We start from the raw sequence: 18,654 nt of genomic DNA on the forward strand, positions 1-18,654 counted from the left end.
ACCGCATGGATCTCGACTACACCCCTACCGACGACGCGTTCCGCGCCGAAGTCCGCAGCTGGCTCGAAGCCAATGTGCCCCAGGACGCGCGCGCCAAAGTTCTCAATCACCAACGCCTGAGCCGCGAAGACATCGCGAACTGGCACAAGCTGCTCGGCACCAAAGGCTGGTCGGCGCCCGCATGGCCTGCCGAATGGGGCGGCCCGGGCTGGACCGAAGCCCAGCGCCACATCTGGGACGCCGAGTGCGGCCGCATCGGCGCGCCGCCGGTCCTGCCGTTCGGCGTGTCGATGGTCGCGCCCGTGATCATGAAATACGGTAACGAGGCGCAAAAGCGCCAATATCTGCCGCGTATTCTCTCGGGCGAAGACTGGTGGTGCCAGGGGTATTCGGAGCCGGGTTCGGGCTCCGATCTCGCTTCGCTGCGCACGAAGGCGGTTCGCGAAGGTGACCACTACGTCGTCAACGGCCAGAAAACCTGGACCACGCTCGGCCAGCACGCCGACATGATGTTCTGCCTCGTGCGTACCGACCCCGCTGCGAAGAAGCAGGAGGGCATCTCCTTCCTGCTGATCGACATGAAGACGCCGGGTATCACCGTGCGCCCGATCATCACGCTCGACGAAGACCATGAGGTCAACGAAGTGTTCTTCGAGGACGTGAAGGTGCCGCTCGAGAATCTCGTCGGCGAAGAGAATCGCGGCTGGACTTACGCGAAGTATCTGCTCGGCCACGAGCGTACTGGCATCGCGCGCGTGGGCGCATCGAATCGCGAACTGGCCTTTCTCAAGCACGTCGCGCTCAACCAGAAGAAGAACGGCAAGCCGCTGCTGCACGACCCGGTATTCGCGTCGCGCGTGGCTGCCGTCGAAATCGAACTGATGGCGCTCGAAGTGACCGCCGAGCGTGTGATCGCGAGCAGCAGCAACGGTCGCGGCCCCGGTCCTGAAGCGTCGATGCTCAAGATCAAGGGCACCGAGATCCAGCAGGCGCTGACCGAACTGATGGTCGATGCGGTCGGCCCGCTTGCCGCGCCGTTCGATCCTGAGTTCCTCGAAGGCGAGCACGCGCATTCTGCGGCCGGCGACGACGACGCGGCCCCGCTCGCGGCCTACTACTTCAACTACCGCAAGACGTCGATTTACGGCGGATCGAACGAAATCCAGAAGAACATCATCGCGCAGATGATTCTGGGGATTTGAGGAGCGGCGCAATGGACTTCAATTTCACCGAAGAGCAGCAACAACTCGCCGACGCGCTGCGTCGCTATCTCGACAAGAACTACGGCTTCGAAGCGCGCCGGGCGATCGTCAAGACGCCCGAGGGCGTGTCGGCGGCGCACTGGAACGCGTTCGTCGAACTGGGCCTGACGGCGCTGCCGGTGCCGGCGGAGCAGGGCGGTTTCGACGGTTCGACCTTCGACATGCTGGTGGTCATGCAGGAACTGGGCCGCGCACTGGTGGTCGAGCCGTACTGGGCGAGCGCCGTGGGCGTGGAAGCGCTCAAGCTTGCCGGCGCCGATAACGCGGAAAACGCCGCGCTGCTCGAACGCGTCGCTAGCGGCGAAATCAAGCTCGCGCCCGCCTTCCACGAAGCCGGTGCGCGCTACGACCTGTTCTCGCTCGAAACGACCGCGAAGGAAACCGGCGATGGCTTCGCGCTCAGCGGCGCGAAATCGGTGGTTCAGCACGGTGCTCAGGCCGATTACTGGATCGTGCCGGCGCGTCTCGCGGGCGAAGTCGCGCTGTTCGTCGTCGCGCGCGATGCAAAGGGCGCGACGCTCAGCGACTATCGCACCATCGACGGCCAGCGCGCTGCCACGATCACGTTCGACGGCGCGCAGGCTCGCCGTCTTGCCAAAGCGGGCGCGCAGACGTGGGAACAGATCGCCGACTACGCCACCTTCCTCCTGTGCGCGGAAGCCGTCGGCGCAATCGATGCGCTCAATCACGCGACCGTCGAATACACCAAAACGCGCCAGCAGTTCGGCGTGCCGATCGCGCGTTTCCAGGCGCTGCAGCACCGCATGGCCGAAATGCTGATTCACGGCGAACAGGCCCGCTCGCTCACGTATCTCGCGGCGGCGCGCTACAGTAGCGCATCGCCCGACGAGCGTCGCCGCGCCATTTCGGCGGCGAAGGTGCGCGTGGGGCAGGCGGCGCGCTATGTCGGCCAGCAGGCGGTGCAACTGCACGGCGGCATGGGCGTGACCGACGAAGTCGCGGCGGCGCATCTGTTCAAGCGCCTCGCGATCATCGAAACCACGCTGGGCGACGTCGATCACCACCTCGAACGTTTCGCCTCGCTGCCGGGTTTCGCGCAGGCCGCGGCGTAAGCGCGGCGTCCTAGTTGATTCGGGTCGATTCGGAGAACCATCGATGGGTTTGAGTTACGAAGATCTCGAAGTGGGCAGGGCCTATGAAGTCGGCTCGCACACGTTCGAGCGCGAGGAGATCGTGGAGTTCGCGCAGAAGTACGATCCGCAGCCGTTCCACCTGAGCGAGGCGGGCGGCGAGGCGTCGATGTTCGGCGCGCTCGTGGCGAGCGGCTGGCATACCTGCTCGACGATGATGGGCATGCTGGTGCGCAACTTCTTCAAGGACTCGACCTCGATGGGCTCGCCGGGTATCGACGAGATTCGCTGGATCAAGCCGGTGCGCGTGGGCGACACGCTGTCGATGACCAACATCGTGGTCAGCAAGCGCGTGTCGCAGAGCAAGCCCGATCGCGGCATCGTCGAAACGCGCTGGGAAGGGCGCAACCAGCACGGCGAACTGGTCGTGACGGTCAGCTCGAAGGGGCTGTTCGGGCTGCGCCATCCGGCTGCCTGAATCCGGGCGTCTACATAACGGGAGACACTGCATGAGCGCAGTCGCTGCAACTGTGGAAATCGCCGATCTGGCCGCGCTGCGTGCGCTGGCTGGCGGCGAGTCGTTCGTGAGTCCGTGGCGCGAAGTCAGCGAGCCGGCCGTGCAAGGTTTCGCCGACGCCACCGGCGATCATCAGTGGATTCATCTCGACGCGGAACGTGCGCGCCGCGAGTCGCCGTTCGGCGGGCCGATCGCGCACGGCTTTCTCACGCTTGCGCTCGTGCCGGTGTTGCTGGCGTCGACCGTCACGATCCGTCAGCGCATGGGCGTGAACTACGGGCTCAATCGCGTGCGTTTCACGTCGCCGGTGCCGGTGGGCGCGAAGCTGCGCGGGCGTTTTGGCGTGAAGGAAGTGAGCGATGTCGAAGGCGGCGGCGCCCAGGTGGTCTGGAACGTGAGCCTCGAATGCGAGGGCAGCGAGCGGCCCGCGTGTATCGCCGAGTTCATTTCGCGGCATTACTTCTGATCGAGCACACGCGCTGAAAGCAAAAAGGGCGTCGGGTTTTTCACCCGACGCCCTTTTCTTATCGATGCTAAAAACTTACGCCGCTTTCGAAGCGTGCTTCGCGTATTGCGTCGCGCCGAACAGCATTTCCTTGGCCTTGTCGTCCATCAGCGGCTTGCGGGCATCGGCGAGCACTTCGACGCCGCGTTTCACAGCCGGACGCGCCGCGATCGTTTCGTGCCAGCGCTTCACGTTGGGCAGCGAGTCGAGATCGATACCCTGGTTCTGCCACGAACGGGTCCACGGAAACGCAGCGATATCGGCGATGGTGTACTCGTTGCCCGCCAGATATTCGGTCTTGCCGAGCTGCGTTTCCATCACGTTGTAGAGGCGCTTCGCTTCGTTCGTGTAGCGGTTCACCGCGTATTCGATCTTCTCCGGCGCGTAGATGCGGAAGTGGTGTGCCTGACCGAGCATCGGGCCCAGACCGCCCATCTGGAACATCACCCATTGCAGCACGTCGTAGCGCGCGGCCAGATCGTCGGGCATGAACTTGCCGGTTTTCGCCGCCAGATAAATCAGGATCGCACCCGACTCGAACAGCGAGAAAGGCTGGCCGTCGGCGCGCACCGGACCTTCGGAATCGGTGATCGCCGGGATCTTGTTGTTCGGGCTGATGGCGAGAAATTCGGGCGTGAACTGATCGCCCGCACCGATATCGACCGGATGCACGCGGTACTCGAGACCGGTTTCTTCCAGCATGATGTGGACTTTGTGGCCGTTGGGCGTGGCCCAGCTATAGACGTCGATCATCGTGACTCCTCATCGTGTTTTGCTCAGCACCAGGGAGGCGCTTCGTTGCCGCGCGCCGGATCTCGCGGACGTTAGCATAGTTCGATGCGGACCGCCGAAGCCGCGCGAGTGACCTCAATGCCAGCGTGGAAATCGCTGCACGGCGAGCGATGGCATCATGTCGGGCAATATTCACGAAAGGCGATTTCGCCGCCCGATGCGATGCCCGATGCGATGTCCGATCCAACCGCGTCACCCGTGCCGCCGTTACCGTTTCTTGCCGCTTATACGTTCTACGAGCGCCACGAAGCGGCGGTGGGAGCCGCGCCGCCGCCGCGCATTATCGATGCGGTCGCATCGTTCGATATGCGCGACGATCCCGTGATCGACGCGCTGCTGCGCGTGCGCGAGTGGCCGGAACGACTGGTTCAGCGGCTGGGCGGCAAGCACTGCGAGCCGTTCGGTTTGTCGGCGTTCACGCCTTTGCATCGCGACGAGCGCGAGCTGACGTTCGGACTCGCGGGCCGGTTCTGGCGTCCCGATTTCGGGCTGGAGCAAGTCGCCGATGCGGCTGCCTTCATCGCGCTGGCACGCACCGATATCGCGAAACTGGTGCTGCGCTTTCGCGTGCCGGACGAAGGGCAGGAAGACGCGCGCCTCGTCACCGAAACGTTCGTCGATTGCCCGTCGTTCGGCACCCGCGCGCTGATGACGCCGTACTGGTTCGCCATTCGTGCGTCGAGCGGATGGATTCGCCGACGCACGCTCGCGGCCGTCGCGCGCACGCTGGCCGCGCAACGATGATGACGCTTAGGAGCGCGTGACCGGCATTTCCACGCGCGACGCGGCGCCGGCATCCATATAGCGCGACAGTTCGAGCTTGGCGATGGCGTTGCGGTGCACTTCGTCCGGGCCGTCGGCGAAACGCAGCGTGCGCGCCTGCGCGTAAGCGTATGCGAGCGGGAAATCGCCGCTCACGCCGCCGCCGCCGTGGACCTGGATCGCCCAGTCCAGCACCTGGCAGGCCATGCCCGGTGCAACCACCTTGATCATGGCGATCTCGCCGCGCGCGCCCTTGTTGCCGACGGTATCCATCATGTAGGCGGTCTTGAGCGTGAGCAGGCGCGCCTGCTCGATCATGCAGCGCGCTTCGGCGATACGCTCCTGCGTGACGGTCTGCTGCGCAATCGTCTTGCCGAAGGCGACGCGCGAAAGGGCGCGCTTCGACATGAATTCGAGCGCACGCTCAGCCAGGCCGATCAGGCGCATGCAGTGGTGAATGCGGCCCGGCCCGAGACGACCTTGCGCGATTTCGAAGCCGCGCCCTTCGCCGAGCAGAATATTCGACGCCGGCACGCGCACATTTTCGAGCTTGATCTCCATATGGCCGTGCGGCGCGTCGTCGTAGCCGAACACCGTGAGCGGGCGCTTGACCGTGATGCCGGCGGCATCGGCGGGCACGAGAATCATCGACTGTTGCGCGTGGCGCGGCGCGTCGGGGTCGGTCTTGCCCATCACGATATAGATCGCACAACGCGGATCGCCCGCACCCGACGACCACCATTTCGTGCCGTTGATCACGTAATCGTCGCCGTCACGCACGATGCGCGTCTGGATATTGGTCGCATCCGACGATGCCACTTCCGGTTCCGTCATCAGGAAAGCGGAGCGGATCTGGCCTTGCAGCAGCGGTTCGAGCCACTGGCGCTTGTGTTCCTCGTTGCCGTAGCGCTCGATGGTTTCCATGTTGCCGGTGTCGGGCGCGCTGCAGTTGAACACTTCCGGCGCCCAGATCACGCGGCCCATGATTTCGCACAGCGGCGCGTATTCGAGATTGGTGAGGCCCGCGCCGCGATGTGATTCCGGCAGGAACAGATTCCACAAGCCCGCTTCGCGCGCCTTCACCTTCAATTGCTCGACGATTTCAGTGGCCACCCAAGGATTGCCGTTGGCGCGATTGCGTTCGATTTCCGCGTGATAAACGGCTTCGTTCGGGTAGATGTGTTCGTCGAAGAACGCGAGCAGCTTCTCGCGCAGCGCCTGCACTTTCGGGGTGTAATCGAAATTCATCCAGGACCTCGCAAATAGAGCACTGAAAAAGCACTGAGCCGTTATCGAGTGCGGATTGAAGACGTATCGGGTGACGTAGGCTTAGCGGACTCGCTGCGCGTATTGCCAGGCGAGTTCGGCCATCGGTTTGGCGCGGCGGCCGGCGTCGGCTGCCTGGGCGCTGGCGGCCGTGCCATCGACGACGCGCTTCATGATTCCCTGCAGAATGGCCGCGATGCGGAACATGTTGTAGGCGAGATAGAAGTTCCAGTCGCCGCGTATCGTCAGGCCCGTGCGTTCGCAATAGCGGCGCACATAGTCCTGCTCGCCGGGAATGCCGAGCGCCGCCCAGTCCAGGCCGCCGATGCCGCGAAACTGCCCCGGCTCCACATGCCACGCCATGCAGTGATACGAAAAATCCGCGAGCGGATTGCCGAGCGTTGACAGTTCCCAGTCGAGCACGGCAAGCACGCGCGGCTCGGTGGGGTGGAAGATCAGATTGTCGAGACGGAAGTCGCCGTGCACGATCGAGACGCGTGCGTTGCCTTCGCCGCTTTCGTCCGGCACATGCTGCGGCAGCCATTCGATCAGGCGGTTCATCGCCTCGATCGATTCCGTCTCCGATGCCTGATACTGGCGGCTCCAGCGATCGATCTGGCGTGCGAAGTAATTGCCCGGCTTGCCGTAATCGGCGAGGCCGATGGCGCTCGGATCGACGTTATGGAGCGCGGCAATCACGCGGTTCATTTCGTCGTAGATCGCGCCGCGCGCTTCGCGCGTCATGCCCGGCAGCGACTGATCCCAGAGCACGCGGCCCTCGACGAACTCCATCACGTAGAACGCGCGGCCGATCACGGCTTCGTCTTCGCAGAGCGCGAGCATCTTCGCGACCGGCACGTCGGTGGCGCCGAGCGCGTCCATCACGCGGTATTCGCGCTCGATCGCGTGCGCCGAGGGCAGCAGCTTCGCCTTCGGGCCGGGCTTGGCGCGCATCACATAACTGCGCGTGGGCGTGACCAGCTTGAAGGTGGGATTCGACTGACCGCCTGCGAACTGCTCGACCGTGAGCGGGCCTTCGAATCCCGCAACCTGCGCGGCAAGCCACGTTGCGAGCGCCTGGGTGTCGAAGCGTTGACGCTCGGCAACCGGACGCGTGCCTTCGAAGGCGGAAAAATCCGTCGATCGATCGGCGTCGCGCTGATTGCCGTTGTTCTCGCCGTGCTTGTCTCCATCCGGGGTGGCTTGCGCCATTTTTGTCTCCCTCTCCAGTATGGGTGGTCCGTGCTAGCGCTGCGGGCGATAGCGCAGATATTGCGCGTACAGCATCTCCATCGTCGTGTTGCGGGTGTCGCGATGCAGCGGTGTGGGCGGCGCGTAGTTGAGCGTGCGCACAACCCAGTCCTGCGGCGCGCTGCCGACATCGAGCGCGTTGATACAGCCGGTCGTCTGCGCGAGATGGCCGAAGAATTGGCGCCCGCCCGCCGTAATCGCGTGCGAGAGGATCGCGCGGTTCACGCCGCCGTGCAGCACGAGCAGGGCCGTGTCCCACGAAGTATCGGCGCGCAGCGTGGTGATGGCTGGCAGCACGCGGTCGAGCAGTTCGCCGATACTCTCGCCGCCGAGAAAGCGCGTGTCTTCAGGCACCACGCCGTCGAAGGCGCGCAGAAATGCGTTCTCGACATCGGCGGGCGGGAGATCGGCCAGACGGCCGCCGCGAATCTCCTGCCACGCGGCTTGTTCTTCCAGCGCGATGGCCTGACCGGTGGCGGCGAGCACGCGCTGCGCGGTCTCGACCGTGCGGCGCAGACCGCTCACGATCACGCGGTCGAAGCGCACGCCTTGCTGCGCGAACGCCTCGCCCGCAGCGGTGGCCTGCAGGCGGCCGTTCTCGTTGAGCGGCACGGTGTCGGGATCGATCGCGCGGCCGCTATCGTCGAAGTAGGTGACGTCGCCGTGGCGCATCAGATAGATGCGGCGGCGCTGGGGTAGCTGGAATTCGCTCATCGCGTGTTCATCGCTTGTAAACCGGCGCGCGTTTTTCGAGGAACGCGGTGATCCCTTCGAGACCGTCGCGATGATGCAGCGAACTGACAAAGCTCTCGCGTTCATCGACGAGCTGCGCGTCGAGCGACTGCAGCGGCGCGGCGTTCGTCAGCGCCTTGATGCGCGCGGCGGAGTTCGGCGAGATCTTCGCGAGATCGTCGGCCCACGCGAGCGCCGAATCGAGCGCCGTCTGCGGCTTGACCACGCGATTCACCACGCCGAGATCGCCCAGACGCGGCGCGCCGATCGGCTTGCCTTCGACCATCAGTTCGAACGCCAGCGCGCGCGGCAGCGCGTGCGAGAGAAACCACGAACCGCCGCCGTCGGGCGTGAGTCCCACGCGCGAATAGGCCATCACGAATTTGGCGTCCTCGGCGGCCACGAGCAGATCGGCGGCCAGCGCCAGCGAGAAACCCGCGCCGGCTGCCGCGCCCTCGACGGCCGCAATCACGATCTTGCTCGACTGCCGCATGGCCGTCGCCCAATGCGACAGCATGTCGATGCTGGCAGCCTGCACCGACGGATCTTTCGCGCGGTTTTCGAGCAGCCGGTTCAGATTGCCGCCCGCGCAGAAGAAGTTATCGGCGCCGGTCAGCACGATCGCGCGCAGCGATTCGTCGCGCTCGGCCGCGTCGAAGGCTTCGATCGCGGCGGCGTACATGTCGGGGTGCAGGGCGTTGCGCGCGCCGGGATTCGACAGCGTCAGCACGAGCGTCGATTCGTGATTCTGCGGGCGGCTGGTGAGAAGTTCGGCGCTCATTGCGATGCCTCGTTCGAGAGATAGGGCACAGTGCTGCGGGTGCGGCCGGGCTTGCCTTTTGCCGGGAGATTGGCGAAGGTGTCGGCGAAGCTCGTCTGCGCGATGCCGTTTGTCTCAATGTTGAAATGATGTGTCGTCATTGGAAGCGTGGCTCCATGATTGGCCTAGAATAGCACGGTCGTACATTTTTATGAAAAAGGTTCTGCGCTTTCCGGCCGTATTAAGGGTTCACCCCGGGCCGTCACGCAGACCGTCGCTCCCAGGAGGAAACGAGGATGATGAAGCTGCATGGTTTTGCTCTCTCGAACTACTACAACAAGGTCAAATTCGTGCTGCTCGAGCACGGCATCGAGTTCGAGGAAGTGTTGACGAAGCTGCCGCTCGGCGAAGCGCAACTCGCGCAGTCGGCCACCGGCAAGGTGCCGTTTCTCGAGACTGAGAACGGCTTCGTGTGCGAGTCGGAAGTGATCGTCGAATATCTGGCGGCGCGCTTTCCAGAGAAGCGCATCTTTTCCGCCGATCCCTGGCAGGCGGCCAAGGAGCGCGAGCTGATCGTCGTGATCGAGACGCATCTGGAACTGGCCGTGCGCGAGCTGTACGCCGAAGCGTTCTTCGGCGGCACGGTCAGCGACGAGGTCAAGAAGAGCGTGGAGAAGCGCCTGGCGCGCTATATCGCGAGCCTCAAGCGTCTCGCCACGTTTGCGCCGTATGTGCGCGGCGAGCAGTTCGGCATCGTCGATATGTCGGCGTTCGTGAATCTGCCGCTGATCGGCATGGCCACGCAAAAGATCTACGGCCGCGACATGCTGGCGGACGCCGGCGTGGACTGGAAGGCGTATTTGAAGCTGCTGGGCGAGCGGCCTGCCGCACAGCGCGTAGGCGCGGACCGCAAGGCCTATATCGAGGCGACGTCCTGAGCGACGTCGTGAGCGAATTGCTGAGCGATTGATTGAAGCCGAGCGCGATGCACCGGAACGGGTTGACGTTCGCGGACGCATCGCGCGGGCCTCGCGTTGCGTCCGGGATCAGAGACGCGCGAGGCGCTCGAGTGCGCTCGCGAGCGTGCTTTCCTGCTTGGCGAAGCAAAAGCGCACGACGCCCGATTCGTGCGGCTCGTGATAGAAGGCCGAAACCGGAATCGCCGCTACGCCAATTTCAGCGGTGAGCCACTTCGAAAACTCGGCTTCGGGCAGATCGCTGATCGCCGAATAATCGACGCACTGAAAGTAGGTGCCTTCGCAGGGCAGCAGCTTGAAGCGCGAGTTGGCGAGACCGGCGCGGAAGAAGTCGCGCTTCTTCTGATAGAACGCGCCCAGTTCGAGGTAGGGCTTCGGGTCCTGCATGTATTGCGCGAGGCCGACCTGCATCGGCGTGTTCACCGTGAACACGTTGAACTGATGCACCTTGCGGAATTCCGCCGTGAGCGCGGCCGGCGCGGCCACATAGCCCACTTTCCAGCCGGTCACGTGATAGGTCTTGCCGAAACTCGACACGATGAAACTGCGCGCCGCCAGTTCCGGATAGCGCGCGACGCTTTCGTGCGGCTGGCCGTCGTAGACCATGTGCTCGTAGACTTCGTCGGAGAGGATCAGCACGTTGGTGCCGCGCACGATCTCTTCGAGCTTGCGCATGTCATCGGCGCGCCAGACCGTGCCGGTCGGATTGTGCGGCGTGTTGATGAGGATCAGGCGCGTCTTCGGCGTGATGGCGGCCGCGAGGCGGTCGAAGGGAATCGCGTAGTCGGGCGCTTCGAGCGTCACGAACACGGGCTTGCCGCCCGCCAGTTCGATCGACGGCAGATAGCTGTCGTAAGTCGGCTCGACCACGATCACTTCGTCGCCGGCATGGACAGTGGCGAGGATCGCGGTGAGCAGCGCCTGCGTCGCGCCCGCCGTTACCGTGATCTCGCTGGCGGCGTCGTAGCGGCGGCCATAGACGCTCGCGATCTTGTCCGAGATCGCTTCGCGCAGCGCGGCCACGCCGGCCATCGGCGGATACTGGTTGTGGCCGTCACGCATGGCCTGCGCAACCGCGTCGACGATACGCTCGTCGCAGCCGAAATCGGGGAAGCCCTGGCCCAGATTCACCGCGCCTTTTTCGGCGGCGAGCGCGCTCATCACCGTGAAGATCGTCGTGCCGACATTGGGCAGACGCGACGGAAAAGAGGGCGTGAGCAGGTTTTGCGGCGGAATGTGCGTCGATTCGTGTGACGGATGCGGTGCGTTCATGGCGCGGACGATAGAAGGCGGTGGGACGGACGGCCGGGAAAGCCTCGAAAGTCTGATTGTAGGCGAGGGGCGCCGAGCGTGCGCCGCTCAGCCCAGCCCGCATTCGGCCAGGAAGGTATCCGGCGTGCCGATGCGAAAGCCGAAGTCGCGCGCGATGCGCTTCGCCATCTTCAGCACGGCACGATCCTTCGATACCAGCCACGCCGCGCCGCTCGCGCGTGCCAGTTCCAGAAACTTCTGGTCGTCGCGGTCGCGGCATTGCGGCAGCGGGCGGGCATCGGCGGGCAATTCGGGCGGCTCGATCTGGCGCACCAGCGTGGCCAGCACGGCGAGCGCGCCGGCCTTGTCGGTGCCGCGCCCCTGAAACTGCGGATAGTCGAGCACGTGGGCCAGCTCGCCCTGACAGCGCGCGTCGATCAACGCGCACAGCGCCCCGCGCTCGAGCGCGGTGCGAATCGCGCGCGTGTGCGGATCGTCGAAGATCAGGATATCGAGCCAGACATTGGAGTCGAGCACCACGGTCAGCGGGGCGGCATCGACGGCATCGGCTGCGGTCGGAATAGGGGCGTGGTCGGGAGGCGTGAAACCGGTCATTCGTGAATTCGCTACAATCGGGCTTTCGCCTTTGAACATCGGCACCTGTGTGCCTGCAAGCCTCTATGATAATCGTTCTGTCGCCGGCCAAATCGCTCGACTATGACACGCCGGCGCACATCGACACCCACACGATCCCCGATTTCGTCGACGATGCGGCCGAGCTCATCGACGGCCTGCGCCGCCTGTCGCCGCAGCAGATCGGCACACTCATGAGCATCTCGGACCCGCTCGCCCGTCTGAATTTCCAGCGTTACGCCGACTGGTCGACGAAGTTCAGCCGCGACAACGCCAAGCAGGCCGTGCTGGCCTTCAACGGCGACGTCTACGAAGGCTTCGACGCCCGCTCGCTGTCGCACGCCGACCTCGACTACGCGCAGAACCACGTGCGCGTGCTCTCGGGCCTGTACGGCGTGCTGCGTCCGCTCGACCTGCTGCAGCCGTATCGTCTGGAAATGGGCACGCGCTTCGAAAACCCGCGCGGCAAGGATCTGTACGCGTTCTGGGGCGAGCGCATCACGCACGCGCTCAACGCGCAGCTCGAAAGCAACAACAAGGGCGCACGCGTGCTGGTGAACTGCGCGTCCACCGAGTACTTCAAGGCGGTCAAGCCGAAGAAGCTCGCGGCGCCCATCGTCACGCCGGTTTTCGAAGACTGGAAGGGCGGCCGTTACAAGATCATCAGCTTCCATGCGAAGCGCGCGCGCGGCTTGATGGCGCGCTATGCGGTCGAGAACCGCATCGCCGAGCCCGAAGCGCTCAAGGCCTTCGATGCCGAAGGCTACGCGTTCGATGCTGACGCATCGAACGATGCCACTTATGTATTCCGCCGGCGTATTGCCGAATAAGCGGTTGACTCAACGATTGGATTGCTGACCCAGCGAAGGAAAAGTCATGACGATTTCCATTACTAGCCAGTTCGACGCGGGTGCGATCGAAGTGCTGTCGTGCGAAGAGGCGGAAAAAATCCGCCTGCGCGTGCGCCCCGATAATCAATCGGAATTCGCACAATGGTTTTACTTCCGCATCTCGGGCGTGCGCGGCGAGCGCTGCGTCATGACCTTCGAGAACGCCGCACAGTGCGCGTTCCCGGAAGGCTGGCGCAACTATGAAGCCGTGGCGAGCTACGACCGCGTGAACTGGTTCCGCGTGCCGACCTCGTACGACGGCAAGATGCTGACGATCGACCACACGCCCGATTTCGACAGCATCTACTACGCGTATTTCGAGCCCTACGGCGAAGAGCGCCATTCCGAATTCCTCGGCATGATGCAGCAGCTGCCGCATGCGATGCTCACGGAAATCGGCCAGACGGTCGAAGGCCGGCCGATGTCGCTGCTCACACTCGCCACGCCCGGCGACGACACGCCCGCGGGCAAGCCGAAGAAAACCGTGTGGATCATCGCGCGCCAGCATCCGGGCGAGACGATGGCCGAGTGGTTCGTCGAAGGTCTCGTGAAGCGTCTCGCGGGCATGGGCGACTGGGCCGGTGATCCGGTCGCGCGCAAGGTGTTCGACCATGCGGTGTTCCATATCGTGCCGAACATGAACCCGGACGGCAGCCGACACGGCAATCTGCGCACCAACGCGGCGGGCGCGAACCTGAACCGCGAATGGATGGAGCCGGATGCGCAGCGCAGCCCCGAAGTGCTGGCGGTGCGCGAGGCGATCGAGGACACCGGCTGCGATCTCTTCTTCGACATTCACGGCGACGAAACGCTGCCGTATGTGTTCGTGGCGGGTTCGGAAATGCTGCCCGGCTTCACCGATCAGCAACGCAAGGAACAGACGGCTTTCATCGAAGCGTTCAAGATCGCGAGCCCGGACTTCCAGGACAAGCACGGCTACGAAGCGAGCCGCTATCGCGAAGATGCGCTCAAGCTCGCGTCGAAGTACATCGGCCACAAGTACGGCTGCCTGTCGCTGACGCTGGAAATGCCGTTCAAGGACAACGCGAATCTGCCGGACGAACGCGTGGGCTGGAACGGCGAGCGTAGCGCGGCGCTCGGCGCCGCGATGCTGCAGGCGATCCTGCATCACGTCGAGACGTTCGCCTGAGCGAATGATGCCGCCGCGTGTTGAGCGCGGCCAGGGCATGAAAAAAGGGGGAAGCGGTGTGAGCCGCTTCCCCCTTCGTATTTTCGAGCGCTATTTGAGCACCACGCTGAGCACCAGGCGCATCGGATCGATGCGCGCGAGATCAGTGCGTGGTCGACTTCTTTTTCGTCGAGCTCTTTTTCGCCGTGCTGGACTTCGACGATTTGCTCGCGGATTTGCTGCTGCTCTTCGTGGTCGCCGACGATTTGTGGCTCGATTTGCTGGACGTGGCTTTCTTCGAACTCTTGCCCTTGCCGGTCGCCTTTGTCGACTTGCCGTGATGCCTGCCGCTCACATGCGAAGCCGTGCCGCCTGCGCTGCTGCTTTCGCTATGCGCGCGCGACGGCGGTACCGGATCGTTCCAGCTGAACGCAAGAATCTGCTGGCCGACATAGCCGCAGCGGAACTTGAGGTCGTAGGGTTGCTGGCTGCTGTCCTGGGGAATGCCGACACCGTCGACGGTCACGATCGTGTCGACCTTCACACGTTGCTTGCCTTCGTCGAACGAATCGTTCCACGGCGTCACGCTCGAATGCGTGCTGTCGAAGGACGTCGCGGGAAACTCGACGTGGTCGAGCACACTCGACGTGCTGGCGATGAATTTGCCGTGCGCCGCACAACTCGCGACGAGCGGATCGGCGTGCATCTGCGTGACGTAGGTGTTGACGAGATCGTTCTGCTGTTCAAGCTGATCGGCCTGCGCAGGAAGCGAGCAGAGAAGCGCGAGGCTCGCGGTGCAGGCGGCCAGTCGGCCGAGTACGGTCAGCAACTGGCGGGATGCGTTGTTGCGGTCCATCTGATTGTTCTTGATGAGGGTGGGACGTCAGGCACCGTAAGATGCCGCGGCGCTGGAAGGAGTTCCAGGCCTGGAACAAATAAATCGTACAAACGGCTTTTGCGATCGATTTTTGCGCACGGCTGGCGGACAGTCATCACCGAATGGCTATGCGCATCTAAACGCCGGGTCATTCTAGCGCACGCTTACGGTGGGTCGCTGCAGAAAGCTGCTGGAGATGAAGGAAGAGAGGCAGACGCGGCGCACCGTTTCAGGCGCGCGGGCCGCCGAGGCGATAACGACGCACGTCGTAGGTCGTCACCCACGCAGGCCGATAGACGGCAATCAGCGCCGTAGCCATGCCGGTGAACCACGCTTCGCCGGACGCGAGCAGGAATACGCTGAACGCATAGCCCACGGGCAGGGTCAGCATGGAGCCGTCATTGAGCGCGATATGGGTACCGAGCGCGAGATAGGCCGCTGCCGAAACCGCAATGGCAGGCGAGACGAAACCCTGACCGACGATAAACATGAAGAGGTTGCGCGGCAACCAGGCGACACAGGCGCGCTGCAGCAATGTCGACACGCCAACCGGGAAAGCGCCGAACACAAGGAAGGTGAGGGCGACGCCGTCCCAGGGCGCATCGAACACCAAAGCGGCCAATGCAACCACGACCGCCATGGCGACGAGCGCCAGCCCCCAGTCGAACAGCGTGACTACGAGGGTGGCGCCGAGCAGATGCAGCACGGTGCCGTCCTCGAGCCAGGCGTTGCTCGCCCACAGCACGGCGATGGCCACGATGATGGCGAGCCAGACGTGCTGGAGCGTGGCATCCTGCAGACGCTTGAATGGGTTGTTCCATAACGCGAGCGCGAGCAAACCCGCCGATGCAATCCATGCAACGACGATCACCCAGAACGGAAGCGGCGTATAGAGGAATCCCATGTGCTTCATATTACTCGTTGGAGGGCAAAAGGTGTGCGCATCCGGGCGCTGCCTCCTGTTCTTCGATGCTCTCCTGAGTAGATTCCCTGGCTGGCTCAAGCGCTTGCGGCGCGGTGGCGACGTAGGGCGTGCCGTGTTCGGCGGCGAGCGGTAGCGCCTCGAGGGTGTCGTCTGTCCGCAACGGATAGAGGAACGGCGTTTTGCTGCGCTTGCGCAATGGTTTCTGGCCGTGTTCTCCGTATGAGGGTTTCTGTGCGCTCTCGCGACGTGTGCGCAACACCTGCAGCTGGCTGGCCAGCAGGCCGTTGTAGATCGCCACGGCGGCGGCGCGATTAGGTGCACCGAGTTGCTGGAAGATGCTCGCCAGATGAACCTTGACGGTGCCCTCGCTGATGCCGAGCGCACGGGCAATCATCTTGTTAGTGCTGCCCATGTGCACGCAACGCAGTATCTGCTCCTGGCGTGGCGAGAGTTCGATCCTGGGCGCGCCTTTGCGCAATGTTGCGCTGCCTCGCACGTTACGGCGCGGCGGTGCGGGCCAGGGCGTGGGCGGCCCGAACGAAGGACCGAAGATATCGGCCGGAACGTGGTCGCCGCCTAGCAGGATCAGTTCGAGCAGCTTGACGATCAGGATCGAATCGGTGGTGCGTCGGATGATGCCGCGCGCGCCCTCGTGGAGCACGGCGCGCACGCTATGAGGCGGTTCGGTGCGATCGACCAGTACGGCGATGGGCAGGTTTCGATGCCGGTTCGCGAAATGACGCAACTCGCCCGGAAGGATGTCCTCGTGCCAGTCGATCACCAGCAGGTTAGGCGTAAAGCGCTGCATCGCGCGTTCGGCGCTGCGCCAGTCGGGCGCATCGTTAAAGCGTGCGCGTCGATCGATCTGTCGCAACAGCGCCTTGAGTCCTTCGCGCCGTTCGGCGTCCGGATTGAATACCGCAAACCGCATGGTGATGCCCTCCTCTCTGGTCATGCCTCTCGAAATATCGGGTGCTGGATGCGTTGCGTGTCCCGTTTTGAAACCGGGGCAACAGCATCATCATGACAAAAAGAATGGCTTCCGACGGCCTGTCCAGATGGCGTAGGACGTAGGGCAAAAAAAAGTCCCGCACAGAGGCGGGACCAGCTAGGAAAACGTCGTGATACTTAGTGGAAATGTGGCTGAACCGGCTCAGCATCTTCCGGCATCTCTGCGTGAACAATCTCACCGAGGGGATCGGCATAGAGCGGCACGCCGCAGTCGTCGCAGTACTCGGGCTCGAAGCGGCCGGCGTGACGGCGAATATCGTTGATGCCGGATTCCTTCAGCAGCGCAACGATCTCTTCGAGCGGGCCGCCTCCTACATTTTCCTCGGCCGGTTCTTCGTCGATGTCAGCGTCGCCATTCTCGCGGCCATAAAGCGGCCAGACGACACCGTAAAGAACGTCGTTGCTGCCGCGCTTCGTGAAGCCGACGCGGTACTCGTCGATGCGTCGCTCGCCGAAGCCCGCGACAACCGCGCGCAGGTCCTGGGCAGTAGCGCCGATTGTGTCGAGTAGATAGCGCACGGCAGTGCGGATCGTGTGCGGGCGCACGCGCTCGTCGGCGTCGCGACAGGCCGAGTAGTAGGCATCCGGCAGCAGGCATTCGAATTCGCAGCCCGGCATCGCCACGGCAAGATTCGCGCCGCCTTGCGTCGCCCATTGTTCGAGGCACTGGCTGCGCTCGATACGCGCGCCGTTCTCTTCTTCCTGCCAGCGGAACAGCGCGGTGCCGACCGGCGCGGCAACCACGGCCAGCAGGAAGCGCGGATCGGCGAGGATCGGCGAAGTTTCGGGCAGCTCGCTCGCACTGATCTTCGCGGCGGTGCCGTTGAGTGCCGCTTGCGTGAGCTGTTGCGCGAGACGCCAGGTTTCGACGTGATGGCGCGGCAGTTGATCGATGCTATAGAGATAGGGCGCCATCGCGACGCGCGCGCCGCTCGCGAGCACATGCGCCTGCAGATGCGTGCGCAGCGCATCCGCCGATTCGGCCTTCAGCGGACCCGACGGAATCACATAGCGCGTCCAGGCGAGCACGGGCGCGGCGACCAGCAGCGTCTCGTATTGCACGCCTTCGTGCTCGACGACGAACGACTCGCTATGGGTCTCGGCCATGTCTGCGAGCGCACCGTAGGCATCTGGGTGGTTTTGCTGCAAATGATCGAGCGCGGCGTCGAGCGTAGTCTGATTGCCGTTGCGCACGACTTTCGCGAGCAGCGTGTCGAGCTTGGCCTCCCAGAAGCGGTCTTCGGTGCGGCTGCCCGAAGCAAACAGGGCGAGCGACAGGCCTACAAGCTTGTCGGCGTCAGGAGGGAGGCGTTTGGCGATTCGCGAGCGCATAAATCTTGTAAGTTGGGATGCGGAGAACCCCATATTCTAGTCTGTTCCGCGCGGGACATCGGTTTGGCCTACAGGCCGGCCGGGGGCGGGGAGATTGCTGCGTCGCGGGGTCGCGCTATTGAGATAGTGGCGGTGGTAAGGCGCAGTGCGACGGCGCAGTTCGAAGGGAGTGGGGCGCCGCGAAAAAAAGCCTTGCAATGTGTCACGTGCGTGACTAGAATTCCGCTCCTTCGCTGCACGCCGTACCGTAGCGAAGCCGCCGACGAAACACGGCGGTTCGATCCGGCAGCGTCTTTTAAGCAGTAGCGTAAAAAAAGATGTTGACGAAACGAAGAAGAGCCTTCATAATCTCGTTTCTCTGCTGCTGACGCAGCGACGCAGAACCCGCCGGAAAGCTTTGTGTCTGGCTGGTGTTCGCGAATCGATCTTTAAAAATTTACAGCCGATAAGTGTGGGCGCTTGATGATAATGCGGCCCGATGAGTTCCTCGGAATTCACCGGGAGTGGCAAAAGTATCAAGAGTCTCACACAAAAGTAAGTCAGGTTTTTGAAGTAATTCAAATTCCTGTCAGCTTTGAGTGAGCGACCGGTTCGAGAGAACCGAAAACAGTAACAGGTTTAAACTGAAGAGTTTGATCCTGGCTCAGATTGAACGCTGGCGGCATGCCTTACACATGCAAGTCGAACGGCA

Annotated in this window: 20 protein-coding genes and 1 rRNA gene; 9 read left to right on the forward strand and 12 right to left on the reverse strand. The window is 63.5% G+C overall.

Annotation, left to right across the window (positions count from 1 at the left end):
* The first annotated feature begins 5 nt into the window (after nt 1-5).
* The 4 genes from G3N59_RS28805 to G3N59_RS28820 are packed head-to-tail and all read left to right on the forward strand — an operon-like array spanning nt 6 to nt 3,336.
* Nucleotides 6-1,202 carry an acyl-CoA dehydrogenase family protein gene (locus G3N59_RS28805; protein ID WP_205986224.1) on the forward strand — a complete coding sequence of 399 codons (1,197 nt, stop codon included), beginning with the start codon at nt 6-8 and terminating at the stop codon, nt 1,200-1,202.
* A gap of 11 nt (nt 1,203-1,213) precedes the next feature.
* A complete protein-coding gene (locus G3N59_RS28810; protein ID WP_205986225.1) occupies nt 1,214-2,335 on the forward strand; it encodes an acyl-CoA dehydrogenase in 1,122 nt (373 codons plus the stop codon).
* Nucleotides 2,336-2,378: 43 nt separating this feature from the next.
* A complete protein-coding gene (locus G3N59_RS28815) occupies nt 2,379-2,831 on the forward strand; it encodes a MaoC family dehydratase (RefSeq protein WP_205986226.1) in 453 nt (150 codons plus the stop codon).
* Between the two features lie 31 nt (nt 2,832-2,862).
* Nucleotides 2,863-3,336 carry a MaoC family dehydratase gene (locus G3N59_RS28820; protein ID WP_205986227.1) on the forward strand — a complete coding sequence of 158 codons (474 nt, stop codon included), beginning with the start codon at nt 2,863-2,865 and terminating at the stop codon, nt 3,334-3,336.
* Nucleotides 3,337-3,411: 75 nt separating this feature from the next.
* On the opposite strand, the gene G3N59_RS28825 is transcribed toward G3N59_RS28820, so the two are convergent.
* Entirely contained in the window at nt 3,412-4,128 is a 717-nt protein-coding gene (locus G3N59_RS28825; protein WP_205986228.1) for a glutathione binding-like protein, read from the reverse strand.
* 201 nt (nt 4,129-4,329) lie between these two features.
* On the opposite strand from G3N59_RS28825, the gene G3N59_RS28830 reads away from it, so the two are divergent.
* A complete protein-coding gene (locus tag G3N59_RS28830) occupies nt 4,330-4,911 on the forward strand; it encodes a hypothetical protein (RefSeq protein ID WP_205986248.1) in 582 nt (193 codons plus the stop codon).
* A gap of 6 nt (nt 4,912-4,917) precedes the next feature.
* On the opposite strand, the gene G3N59_RS28835 is transcribed toward G3N59_RS28830, so the two are convergent.
* The 5 genes from G3N59_RS28835 to G3N59_RS28855 all read right to left on the reverse strand — a co-directional run bounded on the left by G3N59_RS28835 (nt 4,918) and on the right by G3N59_RS28855 (nt 9,099).
* The gene (locus G3N59_RS28835) at nt 4,918-6,177 is read right to left on the reverse strand and encodes an acyl-CoA dehydrogenase family protein (protein WP_205986229.1); all 1,260 of its coding nucleotides are present in this window, start codon (nt 6,175-6,177) and stop codon (nt 4,918-4,920) included.
* An 81-nt stretch (nt 6,178-6,258) separates the two neighbouring features.
* Complete coding sequence (locus G3N59_RS28840; RefSeq protein ID WP_205986230.1) at nt 6,259-7,407, reverse strand: phosphotransferase; 1,149 nt, start codon at nt 7,405-7,407, stop codon at nt 6,259-6,261.
* Between the two features lie 33 nt (nt 7,408-7,440).
* The gene (locus G3N59_RS28845; RefSeq protein ID WP_205986231.1) at nt 7,441-8,160 is read right to left on the reverse strand and encodes a histidine phosphatase family protein; all 720 of its coding nucleotides are present in this window, start codon (nt 8,158-8,160) and stop codon (nt 7,441-7,443) included.
* Nucleotides 8,161-8,167: 7 nt separating this feature from the next.
* Nucleotides 8,168-8,959 (reverse strand): enoyl-CoA hydratase, encoded by a 792-nt coding sequence (locus G3N59_RS28850; RefSeq protein WP_205986232.1) that lies wholly within the window; start codon nt 8,957-8,959, stop codon nt 8,168-8,170.
* Nucleotides 8,956-9,099 carry a hypothetical protein gene (locus G3N59_RS28855; protein ID WP_205986233.1) on the reverse strand — a complete coding sequence of 48 codons (144 nt, stop codon included), beginning with the start codon at nt 9,097-9,099 and terminating at the stop codon, nt 8,956-8,958. The genes G3N59_RS28850 and G3N59_RS28855 overlap by 4 nt, the downstream gene beginning before the upstream one ends.
* Before the next feature lie 135 nt (nt 9,100-9,234).
* On the opposite strand from G3N59_RS28855, the gene G3N59_RS28860 reads away from it, so the two are divergent.
* Complete coding sequence (locus G3N59_RS28860; RefSeq protein ID WP_205986234.1) at nt 9,235-9,876, forward strand: glutathione S-transferase; 642 nt, start codon at nt 9,235-9,237, stop codon at nt 9,874-9,876.
* A 108-nt stretch (nt 9,877-9,984) separates the two neighbouring features.
* On the opposite strand, the gene G3N59_RS28865 is transcribed toward G3N59_RS28860, so the two are convergent.
* Together G3N59_RS28865 and G3N59_RS28870 are read right to left on the reverse strand one after the other, a co-directional pair.
* Nucleotides 9,985-11,187 carry a pyridoxal phosphate-dependent aminotransferase gene (locus tag G3N59_RS28865; protein ID WP_205986235.1) on the reverse strand — a complete coding sequence of 401 codons (1,203 nt, stop codon included), beginning with the start codon at nt 11,185-11,187 and terminating at the stop codon, nt 9,985-9,987.
* An 87-nt stretch (nt 11,188-11,274) separates the two neighbouring features.
* The gene (locus G3N59_RS28870; protein WP_241024372.1) at nt 11,275-11,712 is read right to left on the reverse strand and encodes a putative toxin-antitoxin system toxin component, PIN family; all 438 of its coding nucleotides are present in this window, start codon (nt 11,710-11,712) and stop codon (nt 11,275-11,277) included.
* Between the two features lie 134 nt (nt 11,713-11,846).
* Here G3N59_RS28870 and yaaA point away from each other — a divergent pair, with 134 nt between their 5' ends.
* Both yaaA and G3N59_RS28880 read left to right on the forward strand, forming a co-directional pair.
* Nucleotides 11,847-12,629: a peroxide stress protein YaaA gene (gene yaaA / locus G3N59_RS28875; protein WP_205986237.1), complete on the forward strand. Its 783-nt coding sequence runs from the start codon at nt 11,847-11,849 to the stop codon at nt 12,627-12,629.
* Between the two features lie 46 nt (nt 12,630-12,675).
* The gene (locus G3N59_RS28880) at nt 12,676-13,839 is read left to right on the forward strand and encodes a M14-type cytosolic carboxypeptidase (RefSeq protein WP_205986238.1); all 1,164 of its coding nucleotides are present in this window, start codon (nt 12,676-12,678) and stop codon (nt 13,837-13,839) included.
* Between the two features lie 142 nt (nt 13,840-13,981).
* On the opposite strand, the gene G3N59_RS28885 is transcribed toward G3N59_RS28880, so the two are convergent.
* The 4 genes from G3N59_RS28885 to G3N59_RS28900 form a co-directional block, all read right to left on the reverse strand.
* A complete protein-coding gene (locus G3N59_RS28885; RefSeq protein ID WP_205986239.1) occupies nt 13,982-14,674 on the reverse strand; it encodes a hypothetical protein in 693 nt (230 codons plus the stop codon).
* Nucleotides 14,675-14,924: 250 nt separating this feature from the next.
* Entirely contained in the window at nt 14,925-15,599 is a 675-nt protein-coding gene (locus G3N59_RS28890; RefSeq protein ID WP_205986249.1) for an energy-coupling factor ABC transporter permease, read from the reverse strand.
* Between the two features lie 10 nt (nt 15,600-15,609).
* Complete coding sequence (locus G3N59_RS28895; RefSeq protein WP_241024357.1) at nt 15,610-16,575, reverse strand: response regulator transcription factor; 966 nt, start codon at nt 16,573-16,575, stop codon at nt 15,610-15,612.
* Between the two features lie 173 nt (nt 16,576-16,748).
* The gene (locus tag G3N59_RS28900) at nt 16,749-17,963 is read right to left on the reverse strand and encodes a DUF2863 family protein (RefSeq protein ID WP_205986240.1); all 1,215 of its coding nucleotides are present in this window, start codon (nt 17,961-17,963) and stop codon (nt 16,749-16,751) included.
* Between the two features lie 620 nt (nt 17,964-18,583).
* Between G3N59_RS28900 and G3N59_RS28905 the strand changes: the two genes are divergently transcribed.
* A 16S ribosomal RNA gene (locus G3N59_RS28905) occupies nt 18,584-18,654 on the forward strand; the annotation flags it as partial.

The organism is Paraburkholderia sp. Ac-20340, from assembly GCF_017104965.1.
Taxonomy (GTDB): domain Bacteria; phylum Pseudomonadota; class Gammaproteobacteria; order Burkholderiales; family Burkholderiaceae; genus Paraburkholderia.